Annotated in this window: 17 protein-coding genes and 4 pseudogenes; 9 read left to right on the top strand and 12 right to left on the bottom strand. The window is 63.0% G+C overall.

From position 1 onward, the window contains the following. The first annotated feature begins 157 nt into the window (after positions 1-157). Positions 158-1858, top strand: coding sequence for a hypothetical protein (locus tag ACZ1HK_RS22570; protein WP_472630580.1), 1701 nt, complete (start codon positions 158-160; stop codon positions 1856-1858). Beyond that, entirely contained in the window at positions 1774-3204 is a 1431-nt protein-coding gene (locus ACZ1HK_RS22565) for a hypothetical protein (protein WP_472630579.1), read from the top strand. Before ACZ1HK_RS22570 ends, ACZ1HK_RS22565 begins: the two co-directional genes overlap by 85 nt. 31 nt (positions 3205-3235) lie before the next feature. Here the strand turns inward: ACZ1HK_RS22565 and mgtE are convergent, their stop codons facing one another. Then, positions 3236-4624: a magnesium transporter gene (gene mgtE, locus ACZ1HK_RS22560; RefSeq protein WP_472630578.1), complete on the bottom strand. Its 1389-nt coding sequence runs from the start codon at positions 4622-4624 to the stop codon at positions 3236-3238. 60 nt (positions 4625-4684) lie between these two features. Between mgtE and guaD the strand changes: the two genes are divergently transcribed. After that, complete coding sequence (gene guaD / locus ACZ1HK_RS22555) at positions 4685-5992, top strand: guanine deaminase (protein WP_472630577.1); 1308 nt, start codon at positions 4685-4687, stop codon at positions 5990-5992. On the opposite strand, the gene ACZ1HK_RS22550 is transcribed toward guaD, so the two are convergent. The 3 genes and pseudogenes from ACZ1HK_RS22550 to folP form a co-directional block, all read right to left on the bottom strand. Beyond that, the gene (locus tag ACZ1HK_RS22550) at positions 5982-6371 is read right to left on the bottom strand and encodes a PaaI family thioesterase (RefSeq protein WP_472630576.1); all 390 of its coding nucleotides are present in this window, start codon (positions 6369-6371) and stop codon (positions 5982-5984) included. The genes guaD and ACZ1HK_RS22550 overlap by 11 nt on opposite strands. A 155-nt stretch (positions 6372-6526) precedes the next feature. Further along, positions 6527-7869: pseudogene (gene glmM, locus ACZ1HK_RS22545) on the bottom strand (phosphoglucosamine mutase). Between the two features lie 23 nt (positions 7870-7892). Then, positions 7893-8905: pseudogene (gene folP, locus ACZ1HK_RS22540) on the bottom strand (dihydropteroate synthase). A 105-nt stretch (positions 8906-9010) separates the two neighbouring features. Here folP and ACZ1HK_RS22535 point away from each other — a divergent pair. Further along, on the top strand, positions 9011-9454 hold the full coding sequence (locus tag ACZ1HK_RS22535; RefSeq protein WP_472630575.1) for a GNAT family N-acetyltransferase: 444 nt from the start codon (positions 9011-9013) through the stop codon (positions 9452-9454). Here ACZ1HK_RS22535 and ACZ1HK_RS22530 read toward each other — a convergent pair. The 6 genes and pseudogenes from ACZ1HK_RS22530 to ACZ1HK_RS22505 form a co-directional block, all read right to left on the bottom strand. Then, the gene (locus tag ACZ1HK_RS22530; protein ID WP_472630574.1) at positions 9438-10367 is read right to left on the bottom strand and encodes a dihydroneopterin aldolase; all 930 of its coding nucleotides are present in this window, start codon (positions 10365-10367) and stop codon (positions 9438-9440) included. The genes ACZ1HK_RS22535 and ACZ1HK_RS22530 overlap by 17 nt on opposite strands. 100 nt (positions 10368-10467) lie before the next feature. Further along, positions 10468-11151: a cell wall hydrolase gene (locus ACZ1HK_RS22525; RefSeq protein WP_472630573.1), complete on the bottom strand. Its 684-nt coding sequence runs from the start codon at positions 11149-11151 to the stop codon at positions 10468-10470. 183 nt (positions 11152-11334) lie between these two features. Beyond that, positions 11335-13856: pseudogene (locus ACZ1HK_RS22520) on the bottom strand (putative PEP-binding protein). A 141-nt stretch (positions 13857-13997) separates the two neighbouring features. Further along, positions 13998-16224 (bottom strand): annotated as a pseudogene (gene glyS, locus ACZ1HK_RS22515) (glycine--tRNA ligase subunit beta). Positions 16225-16289: 65 nt separating this feature from the next. Continuing rightward, positions 16290-16739 (bottom strand): DUF6446 family protein, encoded by a 450-nt coding sequence (locus ACZ1HK_RS22510; RefSeq protein ID WP_472630572.1) that lies wholly within the window; start codon positions 16737-16739, stop codon positions 16290-16292. After that, positions 16663-17691, bottom strand: coding sequence for a glycine--tRNA ligase subunit alpha (locus ACZ1HK_RS22505; RefSeq protein WP_472630571.1), 1029 nt, complete (start codon positions 17689-17691; stop codon positions 16663-16665). The genes ACZ1HK_RS22510 and ACZ1HK_RS22505 overlap by 77 nt, the downstream gene beginning before the upstream one ends. A 402-nt stretch (positions 17692-18093) precedes the next feature. Here ACZ1HK_RS22505 and ACZ1HK_RS22500 point away from each other — a divergent pair, with 402 nt between their 5' ends. Further along, on the top strand, positions 18094-19698 hold the full coding sequence (locus tag ACZ1HK_RS22500; protein WP_472630570.1) for a serine protease: 1605 nt from the start codon (positions 18094-18096) through the stop codon (positions 19696-19698). 389 nt (positions 19699-20087) lie between these two features. On the opposite strand, the gene ACZ1HK_RS22495 is transcribed toward ACZ1HK_RS22500, so the two are convergent. Together ACZ1HK_RS22495 and ACZ1HK_RS22490 are read right to left on the bottom strand one after the other, a co-directional pair. Further along, positions 20088-20840, bottom strand: a complete 753-nt coding sequence (locus ACZ1HK_RS22495; protein WP_472630569.1) for an anti-sigma factor — start codon at positions 20838-20840, stop codon at positions 20088-20090. Next, the gene (locus ACZ1HK_RS22490; RefSeq protein ID WP_472630568.1) at positions 20837-21379 is read right to left on the bottom strand and encodes a sigma-70 family RNA polymerase sigma factor; all 543 of its coding nucleotides are present in this window, start codon (positions 21377-21379) and stop codon (positions 20837-20839) included. The genes ACZ1HK_RS22495 and ACZ1HK_RS22490 overlap by 4 nt, the downstream gene beginning before the upstream one ends. 136 nt (positions 21380-21515) lie before the next feature. Here ACZ1HK_RS22490 and cobS point away from each other — a divergent pair, with 136 nt between their 5' ends. The 4 genes from cobS to ACZ1HK_RS22470 all read left to right on the top strand — a co-directional run bounded on the left by cobS (position 21516) and on the right by ACZ1HK_RS22470 (position 24291). Further along, on the top strand, positions 21516-22505 hold the full coding sequence (gene cobS, locus ACZ1HK_RS22485; RefSeq protein ID WP_472630567.1) for a cobaltochelatase subunit CobS: 990 nt from the start codon (positions 21516-21518) through the stop codon (positions 22503-22505). Continuing rightward, positions 22498-22809: a hypothetical protein gene (locus ACZ1HK_RS22480; RefSeq protein WP_472630566.1), complete on the top strand. Its 312-nt coding sequence runs from the start codon at positions 22498-22500 to the stop codon at positions 22807-22809. Before cobS ends, ACZ1HK_RS22480 begins: the two co-directional genes overlap by 8 nt. Further along, positions 22806-23756, top strand: coding sequence for a hypothetical protein (locus tag ACZ1HK_RS22475; protein WP_472630565.1), 951 nt, complete (start codon positions 22806-22808; stop codon positions 23754-23756). Before ACZ1HK_RS22480 ends, ACZ1HK_RS22475 begins: the two co-directional genes overlap by 4 nt. Before the next feature lie 61 nt (positions 23757-23817). Further along, positions 23818-24291, top strand: coding sequence for a hypothetical protein (locus ACZ1HK_RS22470; RefSeq protein ID WP_472630564.1), 474 nt, complete (start codon positions 23818-23820; stop codon positions 24289-24291). Positions 24292-24333: the final 42 nt, after the last annotated feature.

Here is a 24333-nt window from a genome sequence, read left to right as displayed (position 1 = left end):
CAGCGCCCCCTTTTGCGAGGCGGGCAAAAGATTTACACTGGAACCGCCGATGGGGCTTGCGCGGTCAGCGAAAGGTTTGCCCCGGACGCAAAGCACTGTAAGAGGGGGCGATTGTGGCGCTTTCGCAACGCCCCTGTACGATTGACTGAGGTCTGACTTGACGGTGAATATCGCACTCTTCCTTTCGGCGGATGGCATCGCACTTGCCCATCGGCAAGCCGCTGGCCATTGGGCCATGATTGGTGAGACGCCACTGGCGGTTTCTGACCTTGGGGCAGCACTCTCAAAACTGCGTGACGAGGCGGTCGCGCGGGAAGGTGAAGACTTCAAGACGCTTCTGGTCCTGCCTGACGACCAGATGCTCTACACCTCGCTGACCGCGCCGACAGCGGACCCTGAATTGACGGCCTTCCGGATCGAGGAAGGCCTCGACGGGATGACACCCTACGCGGTGACAGAACTCGAATACGATTGGCGCATGCTGGAAGAGGACCGCGTGAAAATCGCGGTTGTCGCCCGTGAGACGCTGGAAGAGGCAAAGGCTTTCGCCGCGCAATACGGCTTTGACGGCGCCGGATTTGCAGCGATGCCTCCCATGGAACGCTTCCCGGGCGTCCCCACCTTCGATGTGGAGGGGGGCCAGGAGCAGTTCGGTTTTACCGCAGAGGGCATCGCCTTTGGTGCCGACACCCATGGCCAGCCCGAGCCTGAGCCGGAACCGGTAGTAGAGCCGGAGCCGGAACCCGCCGCCGAGAGTGTCAGCGAAGCAGAAGCCGAGGCCCCAGGCGACCCAGACGCCACGCCGACCGAAGAAACAGCGGACGAGGCCGCAGAGGCGACTGCCGAAGTTTCGGCTGCATCAGACTCGAGCCCGGCAGATGGCGCACCTGAAGAAGATGTAGCCGCAGCCACCGACGGCGCGCCAGACCCCGCTGATGCAGCGCAAGCGCCCGCCGAGGACGCAATTGAGGATACCAATCCGGCACTGGCCGAGGCGCTTGCCATGTCGGCGCAAGCTGATCTGGCCGATATTCCCGCGATCGACGATATTAGCACGCCGATCCAACCGATCGCTGACGACGACGCCGTCGAAGATCCCGAAAGCGGCGATGATCCGTTGCCACCCGCTCCATCTCCGGCCGCGCGCGAAGCCCGCCAGCGGGCGCGCGTCATCCGGGGCGAAGCGTCTGCTGCGCCGCCCGCACCGGATGCACCCGCAGAAGGGGAGCCGCAATTCTCGGCCCATCGCGGGCGCGTGGGGGCGCCAGACAGCCAAACTGGCTCGTTGGTCGGGCAGCGCAGCTCGCGTCTGGGCCTCTTGCATCCCGAAGGTAGCCCTGCCGAGCCCGCACAACAGACCGTAGAGAGCGCGCCTGCAGTGTCTGACACACCAGCGGGTTCAAATGCCGGCATGCCACGTTTGGCCGAGCAATTGCAGCGCGTGCGCAATGCCAGCAAGACCAAACCCAAGGCGGGTGGACCCGCTGCGCCGCAGCCCCCTCGCCCACGGGTGGAGATTGAACCTCGCCCCCGGAAGAGCAGGCCGCAGGTCCGCAATTGCGCGCCTCTCCGTTTGACGGCCCGCCACCGGGCCAGTCGGATGATATGCCCTCCGGGGCCAAAAAGGGTTTGCTTGGTGGCGCGTTGCGTGGACGTGGCGGGACCGCAAAGTCCGATGGCGCGCCCGCGCAAGCCGGTGCGGGATTGGGCGGCCTTTTGCGTCGCAATAGCCAGCCCGAAGCGGATGCCCCACCTCCTGCCGATGGCGCGGCGGTGGCGGAGGATGAGAATTTCACCTCTGGCCTGCTGGCCCGCAAATCTGTTCCCTCTGCGGGGCCGTCCTTCAAAACGGGCCTGATCCTGACGGTAGTCCTGCTGCTCTTGCTGGCAATGGTCGCGATCTGGTCCGCTGTCTTCTTGCCAAACAGCGCTGTTGCGCGCCTGTTCGGCTTTGGCGATGGCGAGCAGCAAGTCGCTGGCGTTGACACGGGCGCACCCGCCCCAGACGTCTTTACCCAAGCCCCGACAATTGGCGGCACCGCGACCCCAAGCCTGGAAGATGAGGCGGCAGCAGACGGGATCGACCTTGCGGCCTTGCCGGATGACGCCGCCGCGCCCGATGATGTTCTGGCCCCCAATGTCGATGAGGGCGAGTTGCCCGACATCGATGCCGAGCTGGACCTGCCCCCGCTGCCGCCCATCGATCAGGGCCAAAACCCCAGCCTTGAAGAGGCGGAGGCGCTTTACGCAGAAGATGGCATTTGGGCCCGTTCGCCAGAGCGCCCTGATCTGCGCCCCTTCGATTTGCTGGATCGGATCTACACGGCCTCGATCGACCCTCAGATCGTGGCGTTTGATGCTGTCGCACTCCCCGATCCGGGCGTAAACCCGGGCGAATTGCTGCGCCGCTTTCCACCCCCACCGCCCTTTGGGGTGGAATTTGACCTGACCGATCAGGGCCTTGTCGCCGCCACACCGCAAGGTGCCGTGACGCCAGAAGGCGCGTTTGTGGTCGCGGGCACACCGCCCGTTGCGGCCCGCCAGCGTCCTCGTGAAATTGAGGAGGAAGCCCCCGCCATCGACGTGGACGATGCGGTTCTGGGCACATTCCGCCCGACCGAACGCCCCTCAAACCTCGCCGAGTTGCGCGAACGGGCCGTGCTTGGTGGCTTGACCCAGACCGAATTGGGCGAACGTCGCCCCACTGAACGCCCGCAATCCCCACAGGAAGCCGCCGCGCAGGCCTCGCTCTTCCCGTCTGACGGAGGCGTTGCGGACGCGGATGTCGATGCCGCCGTCAGTGCGGCTATCGGCGGCACTGATCTGGCTGTCGCACGCTCTCTCCTGCCCACCACACGGCCCGGCAACATCGAACAGATTGTCGCAAGCGCCGATCGCCGGCCGGTTGAGCAGCCCACCGCCGTGGAGGTCGCTGCCGTCGCCCCCGGCCCCGATATCCCGTCCAACGCGGATGTCAGCCGGGCCGCGACCGAACGCAACGCCATCCGCCTGCGCAACGTGAACCTGATCGGCGTCACCGGCACCAACTCCGACCGGCGCGCCCTTGTACGCTTGTCGTCCGGTCGCTTTGTGCGCGTCGCCGTCGGTGATCGCCTCGATGGTGGACGCGTGGCCGCCATTGGCGAGACCACGCTGCAATACGTGCGCAACGGGCGCACGGTGACGCTGGAAATTCCCGGCTGATCCCAGCCTGCAAGAACCCCGTGGAGGCTGCTTACAGCAGCAAGATCACTGCAAGCCCCAGGAACGAGAAGAACCCAACCACATCCGTCACCGTTGTCACAAACGCGCCGGAGGCCAGGGCCGGATCAATCCGTAACCGGTCGAGCACAACTGGCACCAGGATCCCTGCCAAGCCCGCCACCAGCAGGTTGATCACCATCGCAGCCCCGATCACGACCCCCAGCATCGCCGTGCCGAACCACACGACGCCAACGATCCCCATCACAATGGCAAAGATCACACCGTTGATCAGTCCCACCCCGGCCTCTCGCGTGATCACCCGCACCAGGTTCGACGCGGTCAAATCCTTCGTCGCGATCGCGCGCACCGCCACGGTCAGCGATTGCGTCCCCGCATTGCCCCCCATCGACGCCACAATCGGCATCAACACGGCCAAGGCCACGATCTGCGCAATCGCCGCTTCAAACTGTGCGATCACCAGCGACGCCAGGATCGACGTCACCAAGTTCACAAACAGCCACGGGAAGCGCTGCTTCGTTGTCTCCAGCACGCCATCCGACAGCGAGGATTCTTCGCCCACACCGGCCAGGCGCAGGATGTCCTCCTCGTGCTCTTCGTCCAAGACGATCATCGCATCGTCGATGGTAATCACACCCACCAGCCGCCCGTCATCATCCACGACGGGCGCTGAGATCAGGTGATACTGATTGAACGCATAGGCCACCTCATCCTCTGGCTGGCTCGCTGGAATGGGCCGAAAGGAATCCTCGGTGATGTCCAGCAACCGCACTTTCCTGACAGACGCCAAAAGCCGGCCCAACATCACGTAACCCGTTGGCTTCATACGTGGGTCAGTCAGAATGATGTGGTAGAATTCCTCAGGCAAATGCCCCGCCTGCCCGCGGATATAGTCAATCGCTTCGCCCACCGTCCAATGCTCTGGCACCGCGACGATCTCGCGTTGCATCAGGCGTCCGGCGGTCTCTTCGGGGTAGCTCAGCGCCGCTTCGACCGCCGCCCTGTCCGCTGGCTCCAGCGCTTCTAGGATCTGCTCCTGCTGCTCTTCTTCGAGGTCTTCGACCAGATCGACCACATCGTCGGAATCCAGCTCACGCACAGCGTCGGCGATGACCTGATCGGGCAGGATTTCCAGAACCGCCTCGCGCAGGCCCTCTTCCAGTTCCGACAGGACTTCGCCGTCGATCCCCTTCGACCACAATGACAGCCAGCCTTCGCGCTCATTCGGCGTGATCTGTTCCAGAAGGTCGGCAATGTCGGCTGGGTGCAGCGGCTCCATCAACGCGTCAATGGACTCGACATCTTGCGCCGCAACCGCATCGCGCAAAGCGGCCCTTAGCGAGATATCCAGCGCATAGGCATCGCGGCCGTCATCGACGATGTCTTCCATCTGCTCGGCCATGGCGTCCCCCGTTCGTAAAGCACTTTTGCCCTAACATGGGTCACGCCAAAGGGCTATCAAATGGGCCAAGTTATGGGGCCAAAGATGCAAGACCGCCTGATCCTTGGGCAATGCCTGTTCTACGACGCCGACCCTCGCCTTGCGGGCCCGTCCGGTCTGCGCCATAGCGCGCGCGGCGCGGTGCTGATCCGGGACGGGATCATCACGGGCGTGGGCGAGGCTGATGATCTGCGTCGCGCCCATCCGCAGGCCGACCTAACAGATCACGGCAACCACCTGCTTCTGCCGGGATTCGTGGATGCTCATACCCACTATCCCCAGACTGCGATTATTGCATCTTGGGGCAAACGCCTGATCGACTGGCTCAACACCTATACATTTCCAGAAGAAACCCGCTTTGACGACGCCGCTTATGCGGCTGAAATCGCAGCACGTTACTTCGATCTAACCCTCGCAAACGGCACCACAACCGTTGCCAGCTATGCCACCATTCATCCTGCTTCCGTCGATGCATATTTCGCCGAGGCGCAGCGCCGCGGCTTGCGCGCGCTAACCGGCAAAACCTGCATGGACCGCAACGCGCCCAACGGCCTGCGCGACACGGCGCAATCTGCTTATGATGATAGCGCGCGGTTGCTGGCCCATTGGCACGGAAAAGGTCGTCTCTCCTACATCATCACGCCGCGCTTCTCGCCCACGTCCTCGCCTGAGCAGCTTGAGGCCTTGGGCGCGCTTTGGGCTGAGCATCCCGACTGCCTGATGCAGACTCATATCAGCGAACAAGTTGATGAGATCGCATGGGTCAAATCGCTTTACCCAGACGCGCGGGATTATCTTGATACCTACGAGTCCCACGGCCTCCTCGGCGCAAACGGCGTTTACGGCCATGCCATCCATCTTGAGCCGCGCGAGGTGGATCGCCTGGCCGAGGTCGGCGCGGCGGTTGTCCATTGCCCGACCTCCAACACCTTCATCGGCTCGGGCCTGTTTGACATGGGGCTGGCGGACCGGATGCGTGTGGGGCTGGCGACGGATACCGGTGGCGGGTCGAGCTTTTCCATGCTGCGCACGATGGCCGCAGCCTATGAAGTTGCGCAGCTGCGTGGTGTGGCATTGCACCCGGCCGAGTTGATCTGGCGCGCTACGGCGGGATCGGCAGAGGCCCTGCGGCTGGAGCACAAAATCGGCAGCCTGAAGCCCGGGATCGAGGCTGATCTCTGCGTGCTCGACCTTGCCTCAACCCCCGCCATCGCACAGCGCGCGGAGCGGGCGGAGGATATTTGGGAGGCCCTTTTCCCAACGATCATGATGGGCGATGACCGCGCCGTGGCGCAGGTCTATGTGGCCGGAGAGCCGGTCACACCTTGAGGATCGTGCCTTGCGCCGCGCAGCACAGGGTTTCGCCACAGAAAATCTCACTCCGGACCAACGCCTGACGTTTGGTGACGCCGATGGCCTGCGCTTTGGCGATCAAACCGTTTCCCTTGGCCGGGCGGATATAGTTGATCTTGAATTCCGAGGTCACGGCATCTGATCCCATCGCCAAACCACCTGCGAAGGCGAGCGCTATGTCGGCCATCGTGCTGAGCACGCCGCCATGGACGATGCCATGCTGTTGCAGATGGTCAGGCCTGAGGTCGAGAGCGACGACAACGCCGTCAGCGGAGGCTTCCAGCAGATCGGCGCCCAGGAGCTGAGAGAAGGGCTGCGCGTCGAAAATCTGTTTGGCGAAATCGAAAACTTCCATGGCGCAAGCCTGCGCCCGTGGAGGGCCAAACCAAAGCGAAACGCTACGTCACGGCCCGTTGAGGGCGCGACGCGGTATCACGTTGATCATTCAAGAATGAATGGAAAACGCCCGAAACCACACCGCCGCTATTCAAAATTGAATGGGCAACGCGCTCAGACGGAGGCTTCAACCGCGCCGACGATCTGGTCCACGACCTCGTTCATCAGCCCCTCGTCCTCGGCCTCGGCCATCACGCGGATCAGTGGCTCGGTCCCGGATTTCCGGATCAAAAGGCGGCCCGCTCCAACCAAACGCGCCTCGGCCTCGGCAATCGCCTGCTTGACCGCTGGCGCCTCCAACGGCGTGGCCCCTGCCCCGTAGCGGACGTTTTTCAAGAGTTGCGGCACCTTCTCAAAACTGCGGGTCAGCGTGCTGGCGGGCTGCCCGGTGCGCACCATCTCGGCCAGGAATTGCAGCCCGGCCACCAACCCGTCGCCGGTGGTCGCATAGTCGGTCATCACGATATGACCCGATTGCTCGCCGCCGAGGTTTAGGCCATTGGCGCGCATCGCCTCGACCACATACCGGTCGCCCACTGCCGTGCGATGCAGCCGGATCGATCGATCCGCCAGATAACGCTCCAGCCCTAGGTTCGACATGACGGTCGCGGCGAGCGTATCGCCTTTCAGCCGCCCATCTTCCGCCCATCGGTTTGCGAACAAGGCCATGATCTGGTCGCCATCGGCCACGGCGCCCGCTTCATCAATCAAGATCACGCGATCCGCGTCCCCATCGAGGCAGATCCCGACATCGGCCCCCGTTTCGCGGATCTTTGCGGCTGCCGCTTCGGGCTTGGTTGAACCACAGCCCAAGTTGATGTTCAGGCCGTTGGGCTCCACTCCCAGTGGGATGACCTCGGCCCCCAATTCCCAAAGCACTTCAGGCGCGGCGCGGTAGGCGGCCCCGTTGGCGCAATCGATCACAACCCTCAGCCCATCCAGACGCAAAGCGGAGGGAAAGGTCGATTTCACACGCTCAAGATACCGGAACCGCCCATCGTCGATGCGCTTGGCCCGTCCGATATTGGTCGCCTGAACAGGTTCCACGTCGCCAAGGGCCATCTCTTCAATCGCGCGTTCGGCGGCGTCATCGAGCTTGAAGCCATCGGGCCCAAAAGCTTGATCCCGTTATCTTCTGCCGGGTTGTGGCTGGCTGAAATCATCACACCCACATCCGCGCGCATGGACGGTGTCAGCATGCCAACGGCGGGTGTGGGCACCGGCCCCAACAGCAGGACGTTCATGCCAGTGGAGGTCAGGCCCGCCGTCAGCGCGTTTTCGATCATGTAGCCTGACAGGCGCGTATCCTTGCCGATCACAACGCGGTGGCCAGCGGCCCCATCGCGGCGGAAATATCGCCCTGCAGCGGCACCGATCTTGAGCGCCATTTCTGCGGTCATCGGATAGGAATTGGCCTGCCCGCGCACCCCATCGGTGCCGAAGAGTTTGCGTGTCATATCTGCTCGTACCCCGGTTCCAATTACTGCACTGTGTTCGCGGCGCGCCACAGGTCGATTGCCTGCCTGTGCAGCTTTATATCATGGACACGCAGAATTTGAACGCCCTGCGCCAAGGCCCACAGGCCGATTGCCGCCGATCCGGCCCCGCGCTGGTCTGCCTGCGCCTCGCCCGAGATGCGACCGATGAACCCTTTGCGCGACACGCCCAACAGGATCGGGCAGCCCAGAGTGTGAAACAAAGACAGCCGCGCAATCAGGGCAAGGTTCTGCGCCTCGGTCTTGCCGAAGCCGATGCCGGGATCCACGATGATGCGGGCCCGGTCCACGCCCGCCGCAACCGCGGTGTGTATCGCGGATTGGAGGCCGTCATAGACATCGAGAAGGACATCCGAATAGGCCGTCTCTGCCGCTTCCTGCATGGTCTGTGGGTCTTCGATGGAATGCATCAGGATCAGGGGCTTACCGCTGGCGGCGGCCACATCGGCAAGGCGTGGATCAAAGCGAAGGCCCGAGACATCGTTGAGCGCACCGGCGCCTGCGGCAAGCCCGGCTTCGGCCACCCCGGCCTTGCGGGTATCGAGGCTGATGAACGCGCCGTCCTGCTGTGCCAGCGCCTCGATCACCGGGGCGGTTCGGTCGATTTCCTCAGCTATCGCGATCTCTTCCGCGCCGGGTCGGGTCGATTCCCCTCGATGTCGATCAGGTCAGCGCCCTCGACCAGCATGGTTTTGGCGTGGGTCAGCGCGGCATCGACTTGGGTGAATTTGCTGCCGTCCGAGAAACTGTCGGGCGTGGTGTTGAGGATGCCCATCAGCCGCGGGACGTCCATCGCCAATGGCCCAAAGGCCGCGCGCGGGCCAGTCATGGACGCCAGAATGGCATCTGGCACGTCCGTTATGGGCACGATTTGCGGCGCGGCGGTGCGCGAAAGCACTTCGACCCGGTCAAACCACGTCCATCCACCTGCAATTGGCAGTGCATCAGCCGGTCGGGCGGGGTCACAGGACGGGATCGGGCGGAAATACTGGGTCATGGCGCGGGGTAACTTGAAGTCGGAATGCGGACAAGGCCGCAGGGCATTGTAAAAGCTATCAACTTGAGAGTCGCGAGATTCAAAAACTCTGAAATGCTTTGCGGGATGACCGATCGTTTCGCCTTCCGCACGCTGCGCCTGTCTGGCCGTGCCCCAAGCCCACTGGCGCTTGGCCTTTACCAGCAGCTGTTTGGAGCGCGCGGAGAAGGCGATCTGGAGCGGGATATGCAGGATTGGAGCCGCCACAGGATTTCGCCCTGGACGCTGTCGCATGCGGGCAATGATATCGGTGTGGGTGGATTTCGCCTTGGCTTTGGCGATGACGGGCTGGAGGTTTTGTTTCACTTCCTGCCCGATATGTGGGGCCAGGGATTGGCCAGTGAGTTCCTGCTGGCCGCGCTGGACCATGCGCGCGGCCCGCTGAACGCGCAGCGGTTCTTTGGCCATGTGTCCGAGGGGTCGGGCTCATCCCAGCGGGTGATGGAAAAGGCCGGGTTTCGGGTTGAGGACAGGCTGGCGGATGGGCAATTGCTTATGCGTCTTGCGTGATCTGGGCCAGGCTGGGAAGCGCATCGGCGGCAAATGACTGTGCGTTTTCGGCCCCGAACATGAGCAAGGACCGGGCTTCAAACGCCTCGGCCAGCCATTGGGTGAGCGCCAGGGGTTCCGTGACCTGTGCGCCGGGGCCATCGACGGCGTCGAGGACCAGTTTGGACGGGGCCCAGACGCTGATCTGACCTTGTTTCATGGCCCAATCAAGCTCGGTCCGGCTGTCGACGACGACGCAGCGCGGATCGCGGGCGGCAAGAACCCATGCCTGCTGCTCAATCGCGAGCAGCGCGATGCGGCGCTGGGGCATGGCGTGATCGGCTATGGGTTGTTCCAGATCGGGCGTGTCGACGCACAGGATCAGCGGCGCGTCGAGGTCTTCTAGCCGGTCAAGAAGGGCAGACAGATTGGGGCGGGCTACGGCCTCGTTGGACAGAAACACCACAACCGGGTGCGGGGCTGCGTCGGCCAGAAGGCGAAGGCGTCGACGGCCTTGTGGCGGCGTGCGGACGATTTCGACGCCAAGCGTGTACGGGCCACGGTCGAGCTTGCCGATGCGCACGAAGACACGCGCGGCCAGGGGGTGTTCGATAATTCCGTCAGCGATGCGCGCGGCGAGGGTTTCTAGCAGGTTCACACGCTCCGCGTGGAGGGCTGCGTCAATCGCCTCAACAATGGTGTCGTAGCTGAGGATCCGATCCACATCATCAATCGCCTGCTCGGCGCGGGTTTCAACCTCAACCACCACATCGAAGCGGATTTTCTGGGTCACGCCGCGTTCGGCCTGGAAGGCGCCGATCTCGACCTCGCGGACATGGTCGGTCATGGAGATGCGGTCGCGCGGGACGTCACCGGCGGTTGCTTTCGCGCGTTCGGACGGATGGTCGAATGCCTGTGTGATCTCGTCGCTCATGGCTCTCCTCGCAATCAGCCAAAGGCGAGATACCACGGGAGGCGATCACCGCAAGGACCAGCTTGCGGCGCGTATCAGTCCAATTCCGACGCGCGTGGCGTCAGTATTGCTGGCGATAGAAGTGGTGGATGCCGATATCTGCCGTCATCGGATAGAGCGAGGCCCATTGCGGGTTCACGAAATCGGCGTGGTAGTGGGTCGCACCGGCAGTCAGATCGCGCGGCGCGCCGTCGATCATGATGCGTGCGATATGACCCAAACGGTGCCAGGCGTTCTCATCGCCGATCTCTTCGGGGCGCCCATCACAGGTATAGGTGAATTGGCAGGCAAATTGCCGCCCCGTGCCCTGATTGATCACGCCGCAGATGCTATCAGGGTAATTGGCATGGTCGACGCGGTTCAAAATGACCTCGGCCACGGCATATTGGCCTTCGACCGGCTCACCACGCGCCTCGAAATAAAGCGCTTCCGTCAGGCAGCGCCAGTCTTCGCCACCGCGCGGAGTGGGCAGCGCCATCAAGGCGGAGGCATCCATGATGCGGGGATCATCGGCCGCATTGCCGGAAAACGGAGAGGCGAGCGTGCGCAGCCGTGTCGCATTCACCCCCGAGAGAGATGCATTTTCCACGCCCATGAGCTGATCGAGCACATTCGACAGGCCGGACGCCGTGGCCGACGTGCTGAGCGTCACTTCCAATTCCGTTACATTCTGCGCCACTGCCCCAGTGGTCACACACAAACCAATCAGGCCCGCGCCAAACGCGGCCAAAGTCCGATGCATCATTTTCGTACCCTTCCAGAGGCCTTTGATGAACCCGCTCTGCTCAGCGGATCCGGACCTCTTGTCCTTTTTCGGCTACGTAGCGCATTTCGGAAAAATCGCAAAATTCGCTCTGAATCTTGCGTTTATCGGTTATCCTGCCCCTAGCTATTGGGTCAGCCTGCGTTAAAGCGACACTTTAACGGCTTATTCCAAACCCTTGTCACGAATGGCAAATTGCGCCGCCGCCAGCTTTGCAACTGGCACCCGAAACGGGGAACAAGACACGTAGTCGAACCCGGCTTTTCGCGAAAAATCAACCGCTTCGGGGTGGCCACCATGCTCTCCACACAGCGCCAAGGTGATGTCCGGGCGCGCCGCACGGCCCCGTTCGGCACCCAAAAGCAACAGTTCGCCCACACCCTCGACGTCCAATTCGCGGAACGGATCCTCGGGAAATACGCCCTGCTGCACATAGGCAGACATGAACCGCCCCGCATCATCGCGCGACAGACCATAGGTCATTTGGGTCAAGTCGTTCGTCCCGAATGAAAGAAACGCCGAATGCTCGGCAATCTCGCCAGCACGCAAAGCGGCACGCGGCGTTTCGACCATGACACCAAGGCGGTAATCGAAATCGATGCCGGATTTGGCGCGCACTTCGGCCGCGATGCCGTCGATCCGGGCTTTCACTAGCTCCACCTCTCGTCTGGCGGAGACGAGGGGGATCATGATCTCGGGCACAATCGGGGCGCCTTTCTTGGAGACCTTGATGGTCGCCTCAAAGATAGCGCGGGCCTGCATTTCGTAGATTTCGGGGATGGTCACGCCAAGGCGCACGCCCCGCAAACCCAACATCGGATTGAATTCCTGCAGGTTTTCGATGCGCGACGAGACCCGGCTGACCGGCAGATCAAGGGCTTCGGCCAAGGCGCGCGTGCCTTCCCGGTCGCCGGGGAGGAATTCATGCAGCGGCGGATCGAAGAGACGGATCGTGACGGGCTGGCCGCGCATGAGCTTGAAGAGCTCAATGAAATCAGCGCGTTGCATGGGCAGCAGGCGATCCAGCGCCGCTTCGCGATCCTGTGCGTTTTCCGCAAAAATCATCTCGCGCATCACGGTCAGGCGGACAGGATCGAAAAACATGTGCTCGGTCCGGCAAAGGCCGATCCCGTCGACGCCGAACCGATGCGCCATGGCGGCGTCTTCAGGCGTGTCGGCATTAGCCCGCACGCCAATATCGCGGGCTTCATCGGACCAATCCATCAACGTGGCGAAGGCCCCGCCAAGGGCGGGTTCGACCATATTGACGCTTCCGGCAAGCACTTCGCCCGCCGTGCCGTCGATGGTGATCACATCGCCTTCGTGAAACACTTTGCGCCCGGGCACGGTGAGGGTTTTCTTGCGCATATCCAATTGCAGACGGGTCGCGCCCGACACACAGGGCAGGCCAAGCCCACGGGCGATCACGGCGGCATGGGAGGTCGCCCCACCCCGTTCGGTCAGGATTGCCTGTGCCGCGTGCATGCCCCGGATATCTTCCGGGCTGGTTTCGCGACGCACGAGAATACAGGGCTCCCCTGCGAGGCGGAGGCCTGGGCTGCGGCCGCCGAAAAGACGATCTTGCCGGACGCAGCACCGGGGGCTGCCGCCACGCCGGTTGTGAGCAAATCGCGTTCAACCCCGGCGGCGATCTGTCGGTGCAACAAGCCATTGAGGGTGAAGGGCGGAATCCGCATCAGCGCCTCTTCGCGCGGGATGACGCCATCTTCGGCCAGTGCGACGGCGATTGTAACCTCGGCCCGGGCGGACCGAGGTGCGCGCACGGCATCAAGGATGGACAATTGCCCATCCATCAGCGTGAATTCCGTCTGCATTTCCTCGCGCAACCGGATGCGCATCAGGGCCGCGGCTTCGCGCAAGGCCTGCACCTGATCGGGCGCGATATCTTCGAGGGAGGCGCCGCGGGGATCACTTTCGATGAACTGTGCCTCGCCATCGGTCAGCGCCTCGCGCCCCTGCCCGCGTGGCAGGTAGCGGCCTGTGACCTGCGGCTCACCCGTCTCAGATGAGACGTATTGCACCACACCCGCGCCGGATATCCCCTGCCCCGGGCCCAGTGCCATTTTCTGCACGACGAGGCCTAGGCCCGCATCAGCGGGGGCGCCCTGCGCCTGACGCAGAAGGCGTGCAGTTGTGCCATCCCAGGCCCGCGCCATGGAGCGCAGAACCTCGGCCAGTTGGACCGTGGGGTCTTGTGGGAAGGGCTCTTCCATCTCGGCCTCATAGGCCTCTTTGGCGAGGCGGGGCGTGATGGGGCCTTCGAATTCGTCGGCGTCCAGGCGATGCACTTCGACGGCGAAGGTGCGGATGAACGCGGTATAGGCGGCATCGGCGACGTCTGGCCCGTGGGTTTCCGCGAGGTCACGCGCGACGTCATCGCCCATGCCGATATTGAGAATTGTCCCCGGCCCGCCCCAATCCGGCGTCTCGGACGAGGACCGCACCGACAGAAGCGCGCCTTGCCCGAACACGCCCACAAGCGCGTCCAGATCGGGCATCCGCCCGTCCGCGATGGCGCGGACGGTGTCGAAGCTGAGTGCCACGGTGTGCGGCACCGGCAAATCCAGCCGGATTAGCCGTTGCAGGCATTTCGCGCGGTTGCCGTGGCGGTCCTTGCGGATCGCAGCGGTCTGAGTGATCTCGACAAAGTCGGGTGTGGTGAGCATGGGCTCGCCTCCGGTAAACTTGTACACACGATACAACCGGAAGGCTTTGTGTCTAGTTTAGCAGACGCAAATAGTGTCAGATCGCTGCGTTTTTTCTGCATTTGCAAAGAAAAGTGATCGCTGCGGTGCGGCGAAGGGCTGTCAGCCCTCGATTCGCGACAGATCCGCGATGGCGCCACAGGTCTGCGTGATGTCGTGCAGAAGGTTCAGGCGGTTGCGGCGAACGATGTCTTTGTCGGCGTTGACCTGAACCGCCTCGAAGAACGCGTCGATGGGCGCGCGGAGCTTGGCCATCGACGCCATGGCATCGGCGAAGCGTTCGTCGGCCATGGCGCGGGCGATCGTTGTGTTGGCGGCTTCGAGGGCCGTGAAGAGGGCCTTTTCCTCATCGGTTTCGGCGAATTTTGCGTCGGCGCCATAGCGGTATTCGACGCCGTCCTTTTCCTCGGCCTGGACGAGGATGTTGGCGGAGCGTTTGTAGCCCTGGATCAGGTTTTCGCCGTCGGGCGTGTCGAGGAACGCTTGGAGGGCACGGGCGCGGGCGACGACGAGGGTGAGGTCGTCGGTGGGAGGCTTGGAGAGGGCCGCGTCGATGACATCGTGGCGGATGTTTTCCGAGCGGAGGTGGACCTTGAGGCGGTCGTGGAAGAAGGCGAGGAGGTCGTCGGAGATGCTTGGAACATTGTCACGTGCATCTTTGACAATGCCCTCCTGTATTTCAGGCGACTCTCGCTCAAAATACTCCATGATTTCATCCGAGATGAAATCATATCCTGCGCTGTAGGCGGATCGAGCGAACTTCTCAAAAGGAGCAAGTTCACTGCCGAGCCGGGAAAAGCCGTACCGGTATGAGATCTCGCTGACAAACAGCACGCGTAGCTTCAGCGAAAGTTGGTTGTCGAGGATGGTCCGAATAACCCCCAAAGCCGCGCGGCGCAGCGCGAATGGGTCCTTCGAGCCGGTGGGTTTCTCGTCGATGGCCCAGAAGCCGGTCAGAAGGTCGAGCTTGTCGGCCAAGGCAACGGCCACTGAGAGCGGCGCGGTGGGGACGTCGTCGGTGGGGCCGAGGGGGCGTAGTGCTCTTCAGCCACGGCGGCGATGGCGGGGTCGAGGCCTGCTTCCAGCGCGTAGTATTTGCCCATAACCCCTTGAAGTTCTGGGAATTCGTAGACCATTTCGGAATTCAGATCGGCCTTGGCGATGCGGGCGGCGGTCTCGGCTGCGGTCGGGTCCGCATCAACCATCGGTGCGATTTCGCGGGCGAGTGCCGCGATACGCTCGACGCGCTCAGCCTGGGTGCCGAGGCGGCGTTCGAAGGTGACGTTTTTCAGGCCTTCGCTCCAGTCGCCCATGCCGTCGCGGGCGATGCGCAGGTCGTTGTCCCAGAAGAATTTTGCGTCGGCCAGACGGGCGGAGAGAACCTTCGCGTTGCCCGCGATGATCGTGGCACCTTGGTCGGCGGTTTCGCGGTTGGCGACGGTGATGAAACGCTCGATCCGGCCGGTGGCGGGGTTGCGGACAGAGAAGAACTTCTGGTGTTCGCGCATGGAGGTTTGCAGGACCTCGGGCGGCAAACCAAGGAAGTCTTCACCGATCTCGCCCATCAGGACGACAGGCCATTCGACGAGGCCAGCGACCTCGGCCAGAAGGCCTTTATCTTCAACAACTTCCAGACCGGCGGCGAAAGCCATGTTGGTGGCGTCGTGCCAGATCGTCTCGGCCCGCGCCTCGGCAGAGAGGACAACTTTGGCAGCGCGCAGCTTGCTTTCATAATCCTCGAAAGAGGAGACAGCGAAGCGGCCCGGGGCCATGAAACGGTGGCCTTCGGTCGTGTTGGTCGACGCAAAGCCGTCAACCTCGAACGGCACGACCTCCGCGCCCGCCTCATCGGACAGGATGCACAGGATCGACTGCAACGGGCGCACCCAGCGCAAGCTGCCCGCCCCCAGCGCATGGATTTGGGCCAGGGGAAGGTGCGGATCACGCCGGGGACAAGATCAGCGATGATATCAGCGGCCGGGCGGCCTTGGGTGGTGACTTGGGCGAAGTAGAAGGCGCCTTTCTTTTCCTCGCGCTCCACCAGATCTTCGCGGGCCACCCCTGCCCCGCGCAGAAAGCCTTCAATGGCCTTGTCGGGGGCGCCGACCTTGGGGCCGCGACGTTCTTCGACCGTTGTGGGCGAGGCCTCTGTCAGCCCCTCGATCGTCAGGGTCAGACGACGCGGCGTCGCGAACGCGCCGGCGGAGGCATAGGTCAGGCCCGCTTCGACCAGACCGTCCGTCACCAGCCGCTTGAGATCATCAGCAGCCTTGCCCTGCATACGGGCCGGGATTTCTTCGGAAAACAGTTCCAGCAGAAGGTCGGGCATCGGATCGGGTCCTGTGAAGCGTTCAAGCGCGGTCTATCGCGCGGTGTGTTGGTTGAGCAAGGCGACTATTCGAGGGTGCCGTTGAGTTGGTGCCACATGAAGCCGCGCCCGTCGGGGAACAGCGCGCCGACACGGTCAACGCCCCGGGTGATGTCGCGTTGGATCAGGAAGGCCTGCGCCTCGCCAGCCTCCAGCGCGGTGCCGATGGCCACGGCGTCGAAACAGTCGAACCAGCCGGGGGCGCCGAGTGGCGTCGGGTCTTCGTAAAGAAAGGCCTGCGATAAAAGGGCTGATGCCTCAACCGGATCCAGAGTGAAACAGGCGCGGAAGCGCAGGGGCGAGCTTTCAGCGTTGATGCCACTGACCTGATTTTCCGCGGGATCGAGGGGGACTTCGAATGCCTGCCCATCGCCCCGCTGGACGAGCAGGACAACGTCGTCAAGCTCTTCGTAGAAGGCGTAGTTCACGAACCACCACAGGGCCGCGCCGAAGATCGCCGTGACGCCGACGATCACCGAAACAAGGATCTTCCCGGACGTCATGCCGCGTCTGCGCCCCGGCCTCGGTCTGCACGAAGGCGTCGGCGCACATCTTGGTCAGGGCGCGGACGCGGCCGATATAGGCTTGGCGTTCGGTGACGGAGATCACGCCACGCGCGTCGAGCAGGTTGAAAACGTGGCTGGCCTTGATCGCCTGATCATAGGCGGGATGGGCCATGATGATGCGCTTGCCGGTTTTGGGGTCATCAGCGGCCTGGTCGAGGATGTGTTTGCACTCAGCCTCTGCATCTTCGAAGTGCTTCAGAAGCGTGTCGGTTGTGGCCGTGTCGAAGTTGTGGCGCGAATATTCCTGCTCCGTCTGGCGGAAAACATCGCCGTATTTCAACGCGATGGGTGCGTCGGGGTCGTTGAACGGCATGTCCATCACATGGTCGATGCCAAGCACATACATGGCGAGACGTTCGAGGCCGTACGTCAGCTCACCCGAGACGGGGTGGCAATCATGGCCGCCGACCTGCTGGAAATAGGTGAATTGGCTGACTTCCATGCCGTCGCACCAGACCTCCCACCCCAGGCCCCAAGCGCCGAGTGTGGGCGATTCCCAGTCGTCTTCGACAAAGCGGATGTCGTGGATATCGGTGTCGATCCCGATGGCGCGGAGTGAGCCGAGGTAGAGGTCTTGCAGGTCAGGCGGCGAGGGTTTGATGAGCACCTGATACTGATAATAGTGCTGCAACCGGTTGGGGTTTTCGCCGTAACGGCCATCGGTGGGACGGCGCGAGGGTTGCACATAGGCGGCGGCCCAGGGGTTGGGCCCAAGCGAGCGCAGAGTTGTGGCCGGGTGAAAGGTGCCTGCGCCCACTTCCATATCGTAGGGCTGCATGATCGCGCAGCCTTTTTCGGCCCAGTAGGTCTGAAGCCGCAGGATGATTTCCTGAAACGAACGGGGGGTGGTGGGCTCGGCCATGTCATAGCTCCGGGGTCGGGTTGGGCGCCTGACTAGACCCGCGCGCGGCAAGGGTCAACGCGGGCCAGTCGCACGCATGTCCCATCTAAGCCACGCCTTGTGGAAAACTATTGAGAATCAGGGTGCATTCGACCGCGCGCAAAGATAACGTCACGCTTGGGCCGCTGACGCTCGCATTCACGGGCGTGCGGAATGACACGGTATCTAAGAACAGGGTTTCGATAACAATCATGGCGATGCGTATTTTGCGGGGGTCTTGGCCCTGACGTTTGTGGCCGCTTTCGGCGTTTTGACTGCGGGGGCGCACAGGCGCAGGACCGTGTTTGGGTTCAGATCGAGGCGCACCAATCCCTTGCCGCCGCTGAACAGCGGGTTCGGGCCTATTCGCAATTGGTTGAGAATGTGAACGGGTTTCAGGCGACGACGGGACTTTATGCGGTCGCGCTGGGTCCGTACGAGCCGGATCTGGGGCAGTTGGTGTTGCAGCAATTGCTGGCGCAGGGGCTGATCCCGCGGGATTCGTTCCTTGAGGATGGGGATCTGTACGCCACGCAATTCTTCCCTGTGGGGACGGACACGCTGCAAGGCGTTGGCGCGGTGACAACCGAGGCGGCGGTGACCGAAGCGCCTGCCGCAGAAGAAGTTGCGGTTGTGGAAGAGGAGCCAGCGCCTGTTGAGATCCCCGACGAGACGCCACAGGAGGCGCGCCAATCGGAGGGGCAGTTGACCCGCGAAGAACGTGATCAGCTTCAGATCGCGCTTCAATGGTTCGGCTTTTACACAGGCGGCATTGATGGCGCATTCGGGCCCGGCACGCGCGGGTCAATGGAGGCGTACCAGATTGACCGCGGGATGGAGCCCACGGGCATCCTGACGACGCGCCAGCGTGCGCAGCTTTTGAGCGAGTATAACGGGGAGTTGGCCGCGTTGGGCATGCAGAACGTGCTGGATCAGCGCGCGGGCATCCAGATGGACCTGCCGATGGCGATGGTGGGTTTTGACAGCTACAACTTCCCGTTTTCGCAGTACGAGGAAATCAACGACAGTGGCGTGCGGGTCATGCTGATCAGCCAGCCGGGCGACCGAGCGACGCTCTTTGGCCTTTATGAGATCATGCAGACGCTGGAGATCGTGCCGCTGGAAGGCGAGCGGGAGCGGCAGGGGGACAGCTTCCTGCTGACCGGTCAATCGCCGGATCTGCGCAGCCACACCGAGGCGCGGCTTGTGGGTGGAGCCGTGAAAGGCTTCACCTTGATCTGGGAGCCGTCCGCCGACGACCAGATCGCCCGCGTTCTGCCGATGATGCAGGCGAGCTTCCAGGCCGTGGACGGCGCGCTGGACCCGGCAGCGGTGCCGGAAGGCTTGGATGAAAGCATCGACATGGTTTCGGGCCTGACGGTCCGTTCCCCTGATCTGGTGCGGACGGGCTTTTTCCTCGACGCGCAAGGCACGGTTCTGACCACCACGGAAGTTACGGGCCAGTGCCAGCAAATCCTGATCGACAATGCCTATGATGCATCGGTCGCGTTCCGCGATGATGCGTTGGGGATTGCGGTGCTGCGCCCGACACAGGCGCTGGCACCGCTTGGCTTTGCACGAATGGCGGACGCCCCTGCCCGACTGCGGTCGGACATCGCGGTGGCGGGTTATCCGTTCGGCGGCGCGCTTTCGGCCGCGTCGACCACCTTTGGTCGCCTGGCCGATCTGCGGGGCGTGAATGGTGAGGAAACGGTTCAGCGTCTTGAGGTGGCAACGGCAGATACCGAAGCGGGTGGCCCAGTTCTGGATGTGACGGGCAACGTCATCGGCATGGTCCTGCCCGGCACGGTCGAAGGACGCACCCTGCCCAACGAAGTCACGCTTGCCCTGCGCTCGGACCAATTGATCGGGCTCTTGCAGGAAGCGGGGGTCGGCCTGACCGTCGCACAGCCCGCAGGCGCGTTGAACCGTGAAAACCTGAGCCGTGAAGCTGCAGACATGACCGTTCGTGTCAGCTGCTGGAACTAAGGTCAGCGGCCCAAATCCAACAGTAATCCAAGCGAAAGGCCGGGCAATTTGCCCGGCCTTTCTGTCTGCGCAATTTGGGGCGCCGGTTACACGGGACAGTAACCGGACGAGCGCAGATCTGGGTCAGGAAGGTTGGGGACAAGGGTGGCGAAGGGGCGGTTTTGTCCGCTTCCCTTCGCCCGACGGATCTACATGCCTCCCTGACCATGCAGCCCGTCATTGTGGAACGCTGACCCGGCGGGATTGCCGGGCCTGTCAGAAGCCACGCAAGGGGCGGGCGAAAGGTTTCAAGCGATCAAGCTGAAGGAGACTGAGACGCCGCAACCTTCTGCATTTTATGAATTTTTTCAGAAAGCACAGGTGCGTGATCTCGTCTTAGACGCGAGAGATCAGAGTGCGACGAGGGTGCCCAAGGCAAGAATTTCACCCGTTGGCGCGCCGGTGGGGGAGCCGCCGGGCGGCTCATCCGAGATGGCAAGGGCGGCGCCCGCTTCGAATAGGCGCACGACCTCTGGATCAGGTGCAATTGTCGTCAGCGCATCTTCATTCAGCAGCCCAAGCGAAACCGGGGCGCTTTCGCCCACGATCAACCACAGTTCCTGCGCGCGCCCGGCCGACATGTCGCCGGCAACGCGGCGCACCTGTAATTGGCCCGAGGGCTCACGCGTGACGGCCAGACCAAGGGTGCTGTTTTCGGTCGGGATCAGGTGGGTCATCAAGATCGTGCCGTCGGGGATGCCGGGGGCCGTCGGACCGTCGGGCACTGCGCCAGGCTCAAGATAGGGCAGCACGGCCACCCCAAGCGCGACGATGGCCACGGCGCCAGAGGCGAAAGCGGCACCGCGCCAGAACGAGACCCGTTCCCACAGCGTCTGGGTGGCCGCATTGATCGTGCGTTCGGGCGCGCCGAAAAGCTTTGCCTCAATCGCGCGCTGTACGTGGGCAGGCGGGGCCACGCCTTCGACCTCAACCTCTGCCATGGTGGCAAAATAGACCTCCCACGCGCGCACTTCTTCAACATGTGCAGGCTCCGCCCGAAGGCGTGCGTCAAACGCCGCGCGGTCCTCAGGCGACAGTGTCCCAAGGACGTATTCCGCCGCCTGGACCCCCATTTCGGGTGATATGTCTGGCCGGCTGGTCAAGACGCCAAGCACTCCCTCAAACTCATCAGGCTGCGCCGCAGCCAGGTTTTCATTGTATTGAGCGGCACATCGTACCGCTCTGCCATGTCTTGATAAGACTGGCCCTCAAGATAAACGCCGCGCACCGCATTGGCGCGATCCGCCTCTAGCGCGTCCAAACATTCAACGATCCGTCGGGCTTCCCCTGCAGCGACGGCGGCTTGCTCGGGCGTTGGCCCGGCGGCTGCGAGGCTGACAACCTCATCCACATCCTCCGTCGCGGGGCCGGACGCCCTCAGCCGATCAATCGACGTGTTGCGCGCGATGGTGATCAGCCAGGTCATTGGGCTGTGCCCGGTCACGGCGTAGAGGTCGGCCTTGTTCCAGATCTTCACGAAGACCTCTTGCAAAACGTCCTCTGCTGCGGCGCGGTCTTTCAAGACACGCAAGGCCACGCCAAAAAGTTTCGCTGAGGCGGCGGAGTAGAGCTCGGAGAATGCCGCGCGGTCCCGGAGCTTGATCCGGGCCATAATGTTTTCAAGGTCTTGCGGCGTCGCCATCCCCTGACAGAAGCACGCCAATCGTTATAATTCCAATCACAATTCTGCATCGATCCAACCACCCCTTCCCCTTGCAGCCCCCCGATATATGTTGCATCCCGACGCGACGCGAACATCCGACGATTTTGAGGGCACCATGGCCGACGGCAGCAGCTTGAACATTGATGCGAAACCCACCGAAGAGATTTCGGTTCGTGAGGTCTTTGGCATCGACACCGATATGAAGGTGAAAGGCTTTGCCGACCGCACCGACCGTGTCCCTGAGATCGACAGCACCTACAAATTCGACCCTGACACGACGATGGCGATCCTTGCGGGCTTTGGCCACAACCGCCGCGTTATGGTTCAGGGCTACCACGGCACAGGTAAATCCACGCACATCGAACAGGTCGGCGCGCGGCTGAACTGGCCGACGGTGCGTGTAAACCTCGACAGCCATATCAGCCGGATCGACTTGATCGGTAAGGACGCGATCAAGCTGCGCGACGGCAAGCAGGTCACCGAATTCCACGAAGGCATCCTGCCCTGGGCCCTGCGCAACCCGGTTGCGATCGTGTTCGACGAATACGACGCGGGCCGCGCCGACGTGATGTTCGTGATCCAGCGCGTGCTGGAGCATGACGGCAAGCTGACGTTGATGGATCAGAACGAGATCATCACGCCGAACCCGCATTTCCGCCTGTTTGCCACGGCCAACACCGTAGGCCTCGGCGATACGACGGGCCTCTACCACGGGGTGCAGCAGATCAACCAGGCGCAGATGGACCGGTGGAGCCTTGTGGCGACGCTGAACTACCTCAGCCACGACGCCGAGGTGAACATCGTTTTGGCGAAATGCCCGCATTACAATACCGAAGCCGGCCGCAAGACCATGAACCAGATGGTGACTGTGGGTGAGCTGACGCGGACGGCCTTCATGAACGGGGAGCTTTCGACGGTGATGAGCCCGCGGACGATCATCAACTGGGCGCAGAACGCCGAGATCTTCCGCGATGTGGGCTATGCGTTCCGCGTCTCGTTCCTCAACAAATGTGACGAGCTTGAGCGGCAGACGGTCGCGGAATTCTACCAGCGCTGCTTTGACGAGGAATTGCCGGAAAGCGCGGCCTCGATGAGCCTTGGCTGACGAGGTCGATCCCACGCCACGCCCCCGTCGCCGGACGGGGTGGTGGGTGCTGTTCACGTTCATTCTGCTTTGGGGTCTGCAAGCGGGCTTTCCGCTTTACATCCTCCTGTCTGAGGGCGCTGGGTCCGGCTTTGATTGGGCGGGCTTCATTGGCTTTTCGCTGGGATTGATCGCGATCCCGCTGCTTCTTGGGTGTCTTGGTCTTTTGTGGCGCAAACGCCCGGGCCTTGGCTTTTTCCTTGTGGCCTTTGCGGCATTCATTGTTCTGAACACGGCCAATGTTGTCGCCGCGGCTTCGGCATGAGGGTGGCTGCGGGTCTTTTGGCGGCTGCGCTTTGCTTTGGTCCGGCAAAGGCGAGCCCGCCGGGGGATCGGCCGTTCAGCCCACCGCAATCGCTTGAGGATATGCGATTTGCCATTGCCTGGTACGGGGCCGCCTGCCTGTTGGGGGCGTCCGAGGTTGACCTCTACGGTGATGTGATCCGGCTGGAGGATGTTGCGGAGGAGTCGGGTGTTTCCGCTGACCGCATCCGTGCCATCGCAGAGGCGCGCGCCACTGAGCATGACATCGCGGTAGACGTCCTGCGCCGGGGCGGCGAGCCGTTGCGCGACCCGCCTGAACCGTTTTTGACGATCCTGCGACAGGCGCAGGCCGATTGTCAGGATTGGGAGCGGTCGCGCCGGGTGGTGGAACGGGAGCTTTCCACCCGCCGGTTCCCGGATGTTTCGCCAACGCGCTCGACGGCCTTGCGCAGCGAAATTGATCCCCTGCCCTTCGATTTTGAGCGCAGGCAGCGGCTGACGGCGGTGATCCGCGGGATCGACGAGGCGTTGGCAGCAGGTGATTTTGGCGCGGATGTTGAAGCCTTGCTTCAAGCCGTCAGTGGCCGGGCCAATCTGTCGCTAGCCGATATTGAAGAGGCTCTGCCACTTTACACGGCCCTGCCTGAGACAAATGCCGCTGAAGCGCTCGCAACCGACCTGTTGCTGCCCAACCCGGAGAGCTTCGACGGCCTAACGGAGGCCGAAGTCGCGGAGATCCTGACGCGGGTCTCGGACGATCCGCAGGACCCGTTTGGCCGCTACTATATGTGGCTGCTTTTGGCGCATTCGGATGTGTTGGGCGACGGTGCATCTTTCGTCATCATTGACGAGACGGGAGAGGAGCAGGTCGAGGCCCCGCCACCCGGTCCACCGCCGAGCTGCACACGCATCGCAGGCAGTGCTGCAGTGGCCTGTCCGCTGCGCTAAGGGGCCGACTGCGCGGGGTTTCCCCGCGACGGGGCCGCCAGCCTCCGTGCATAAAGGGGCGATGCAACGCCTTTTTGTCATACCAATCGCTGTTTGTGCGCTGAGTGCATGCCAGCCGGTCTATTCGCCGGGCCAGTCCATTACCTTGGCCGATGGTGAGGTGTGCCAGGTATTGGGGCCTGACCCGCAGGGCACCCGCCTGCAATGCCCTACGCGCGGGACGATCGTGGCGGACATTCAGACGCCGGATATCAATGCGCAGCTGAACCCGGAAATCGCACCGGGCATCAACCTGAGCGATGTGCCGGGCGTGCCGAACATCCCAACCATCCCGCAAAGCCGGGCCGAGGCGGAATGCCGCGCCGGCCAACACGTGCAGGGCCGTGTTCGTGGTGCGGTTGAGGGGGCTGTGCTGGATGCCGTCGGTCTTCCGGGCAATACACTTGGGATTTGGCGGCGCAGTCAGGAAATTGCGCGGCGGATCGAGGGGCGGCCAGCGACCCCGCAGGCGCCGGATCCGTGTGCCGGGCTCTAGGCGTGGATTGACGCCCCTGGCCACCCGGTCCATCGTCCGGCC

The organism is Gymnodinialimonas sp. JB5-7, assembly GCF_055693405.1.
Note: the sequence above shows the minus strand (reverse complement) of the source record. Positions and strands in the feature narration are given on the sequence as shown.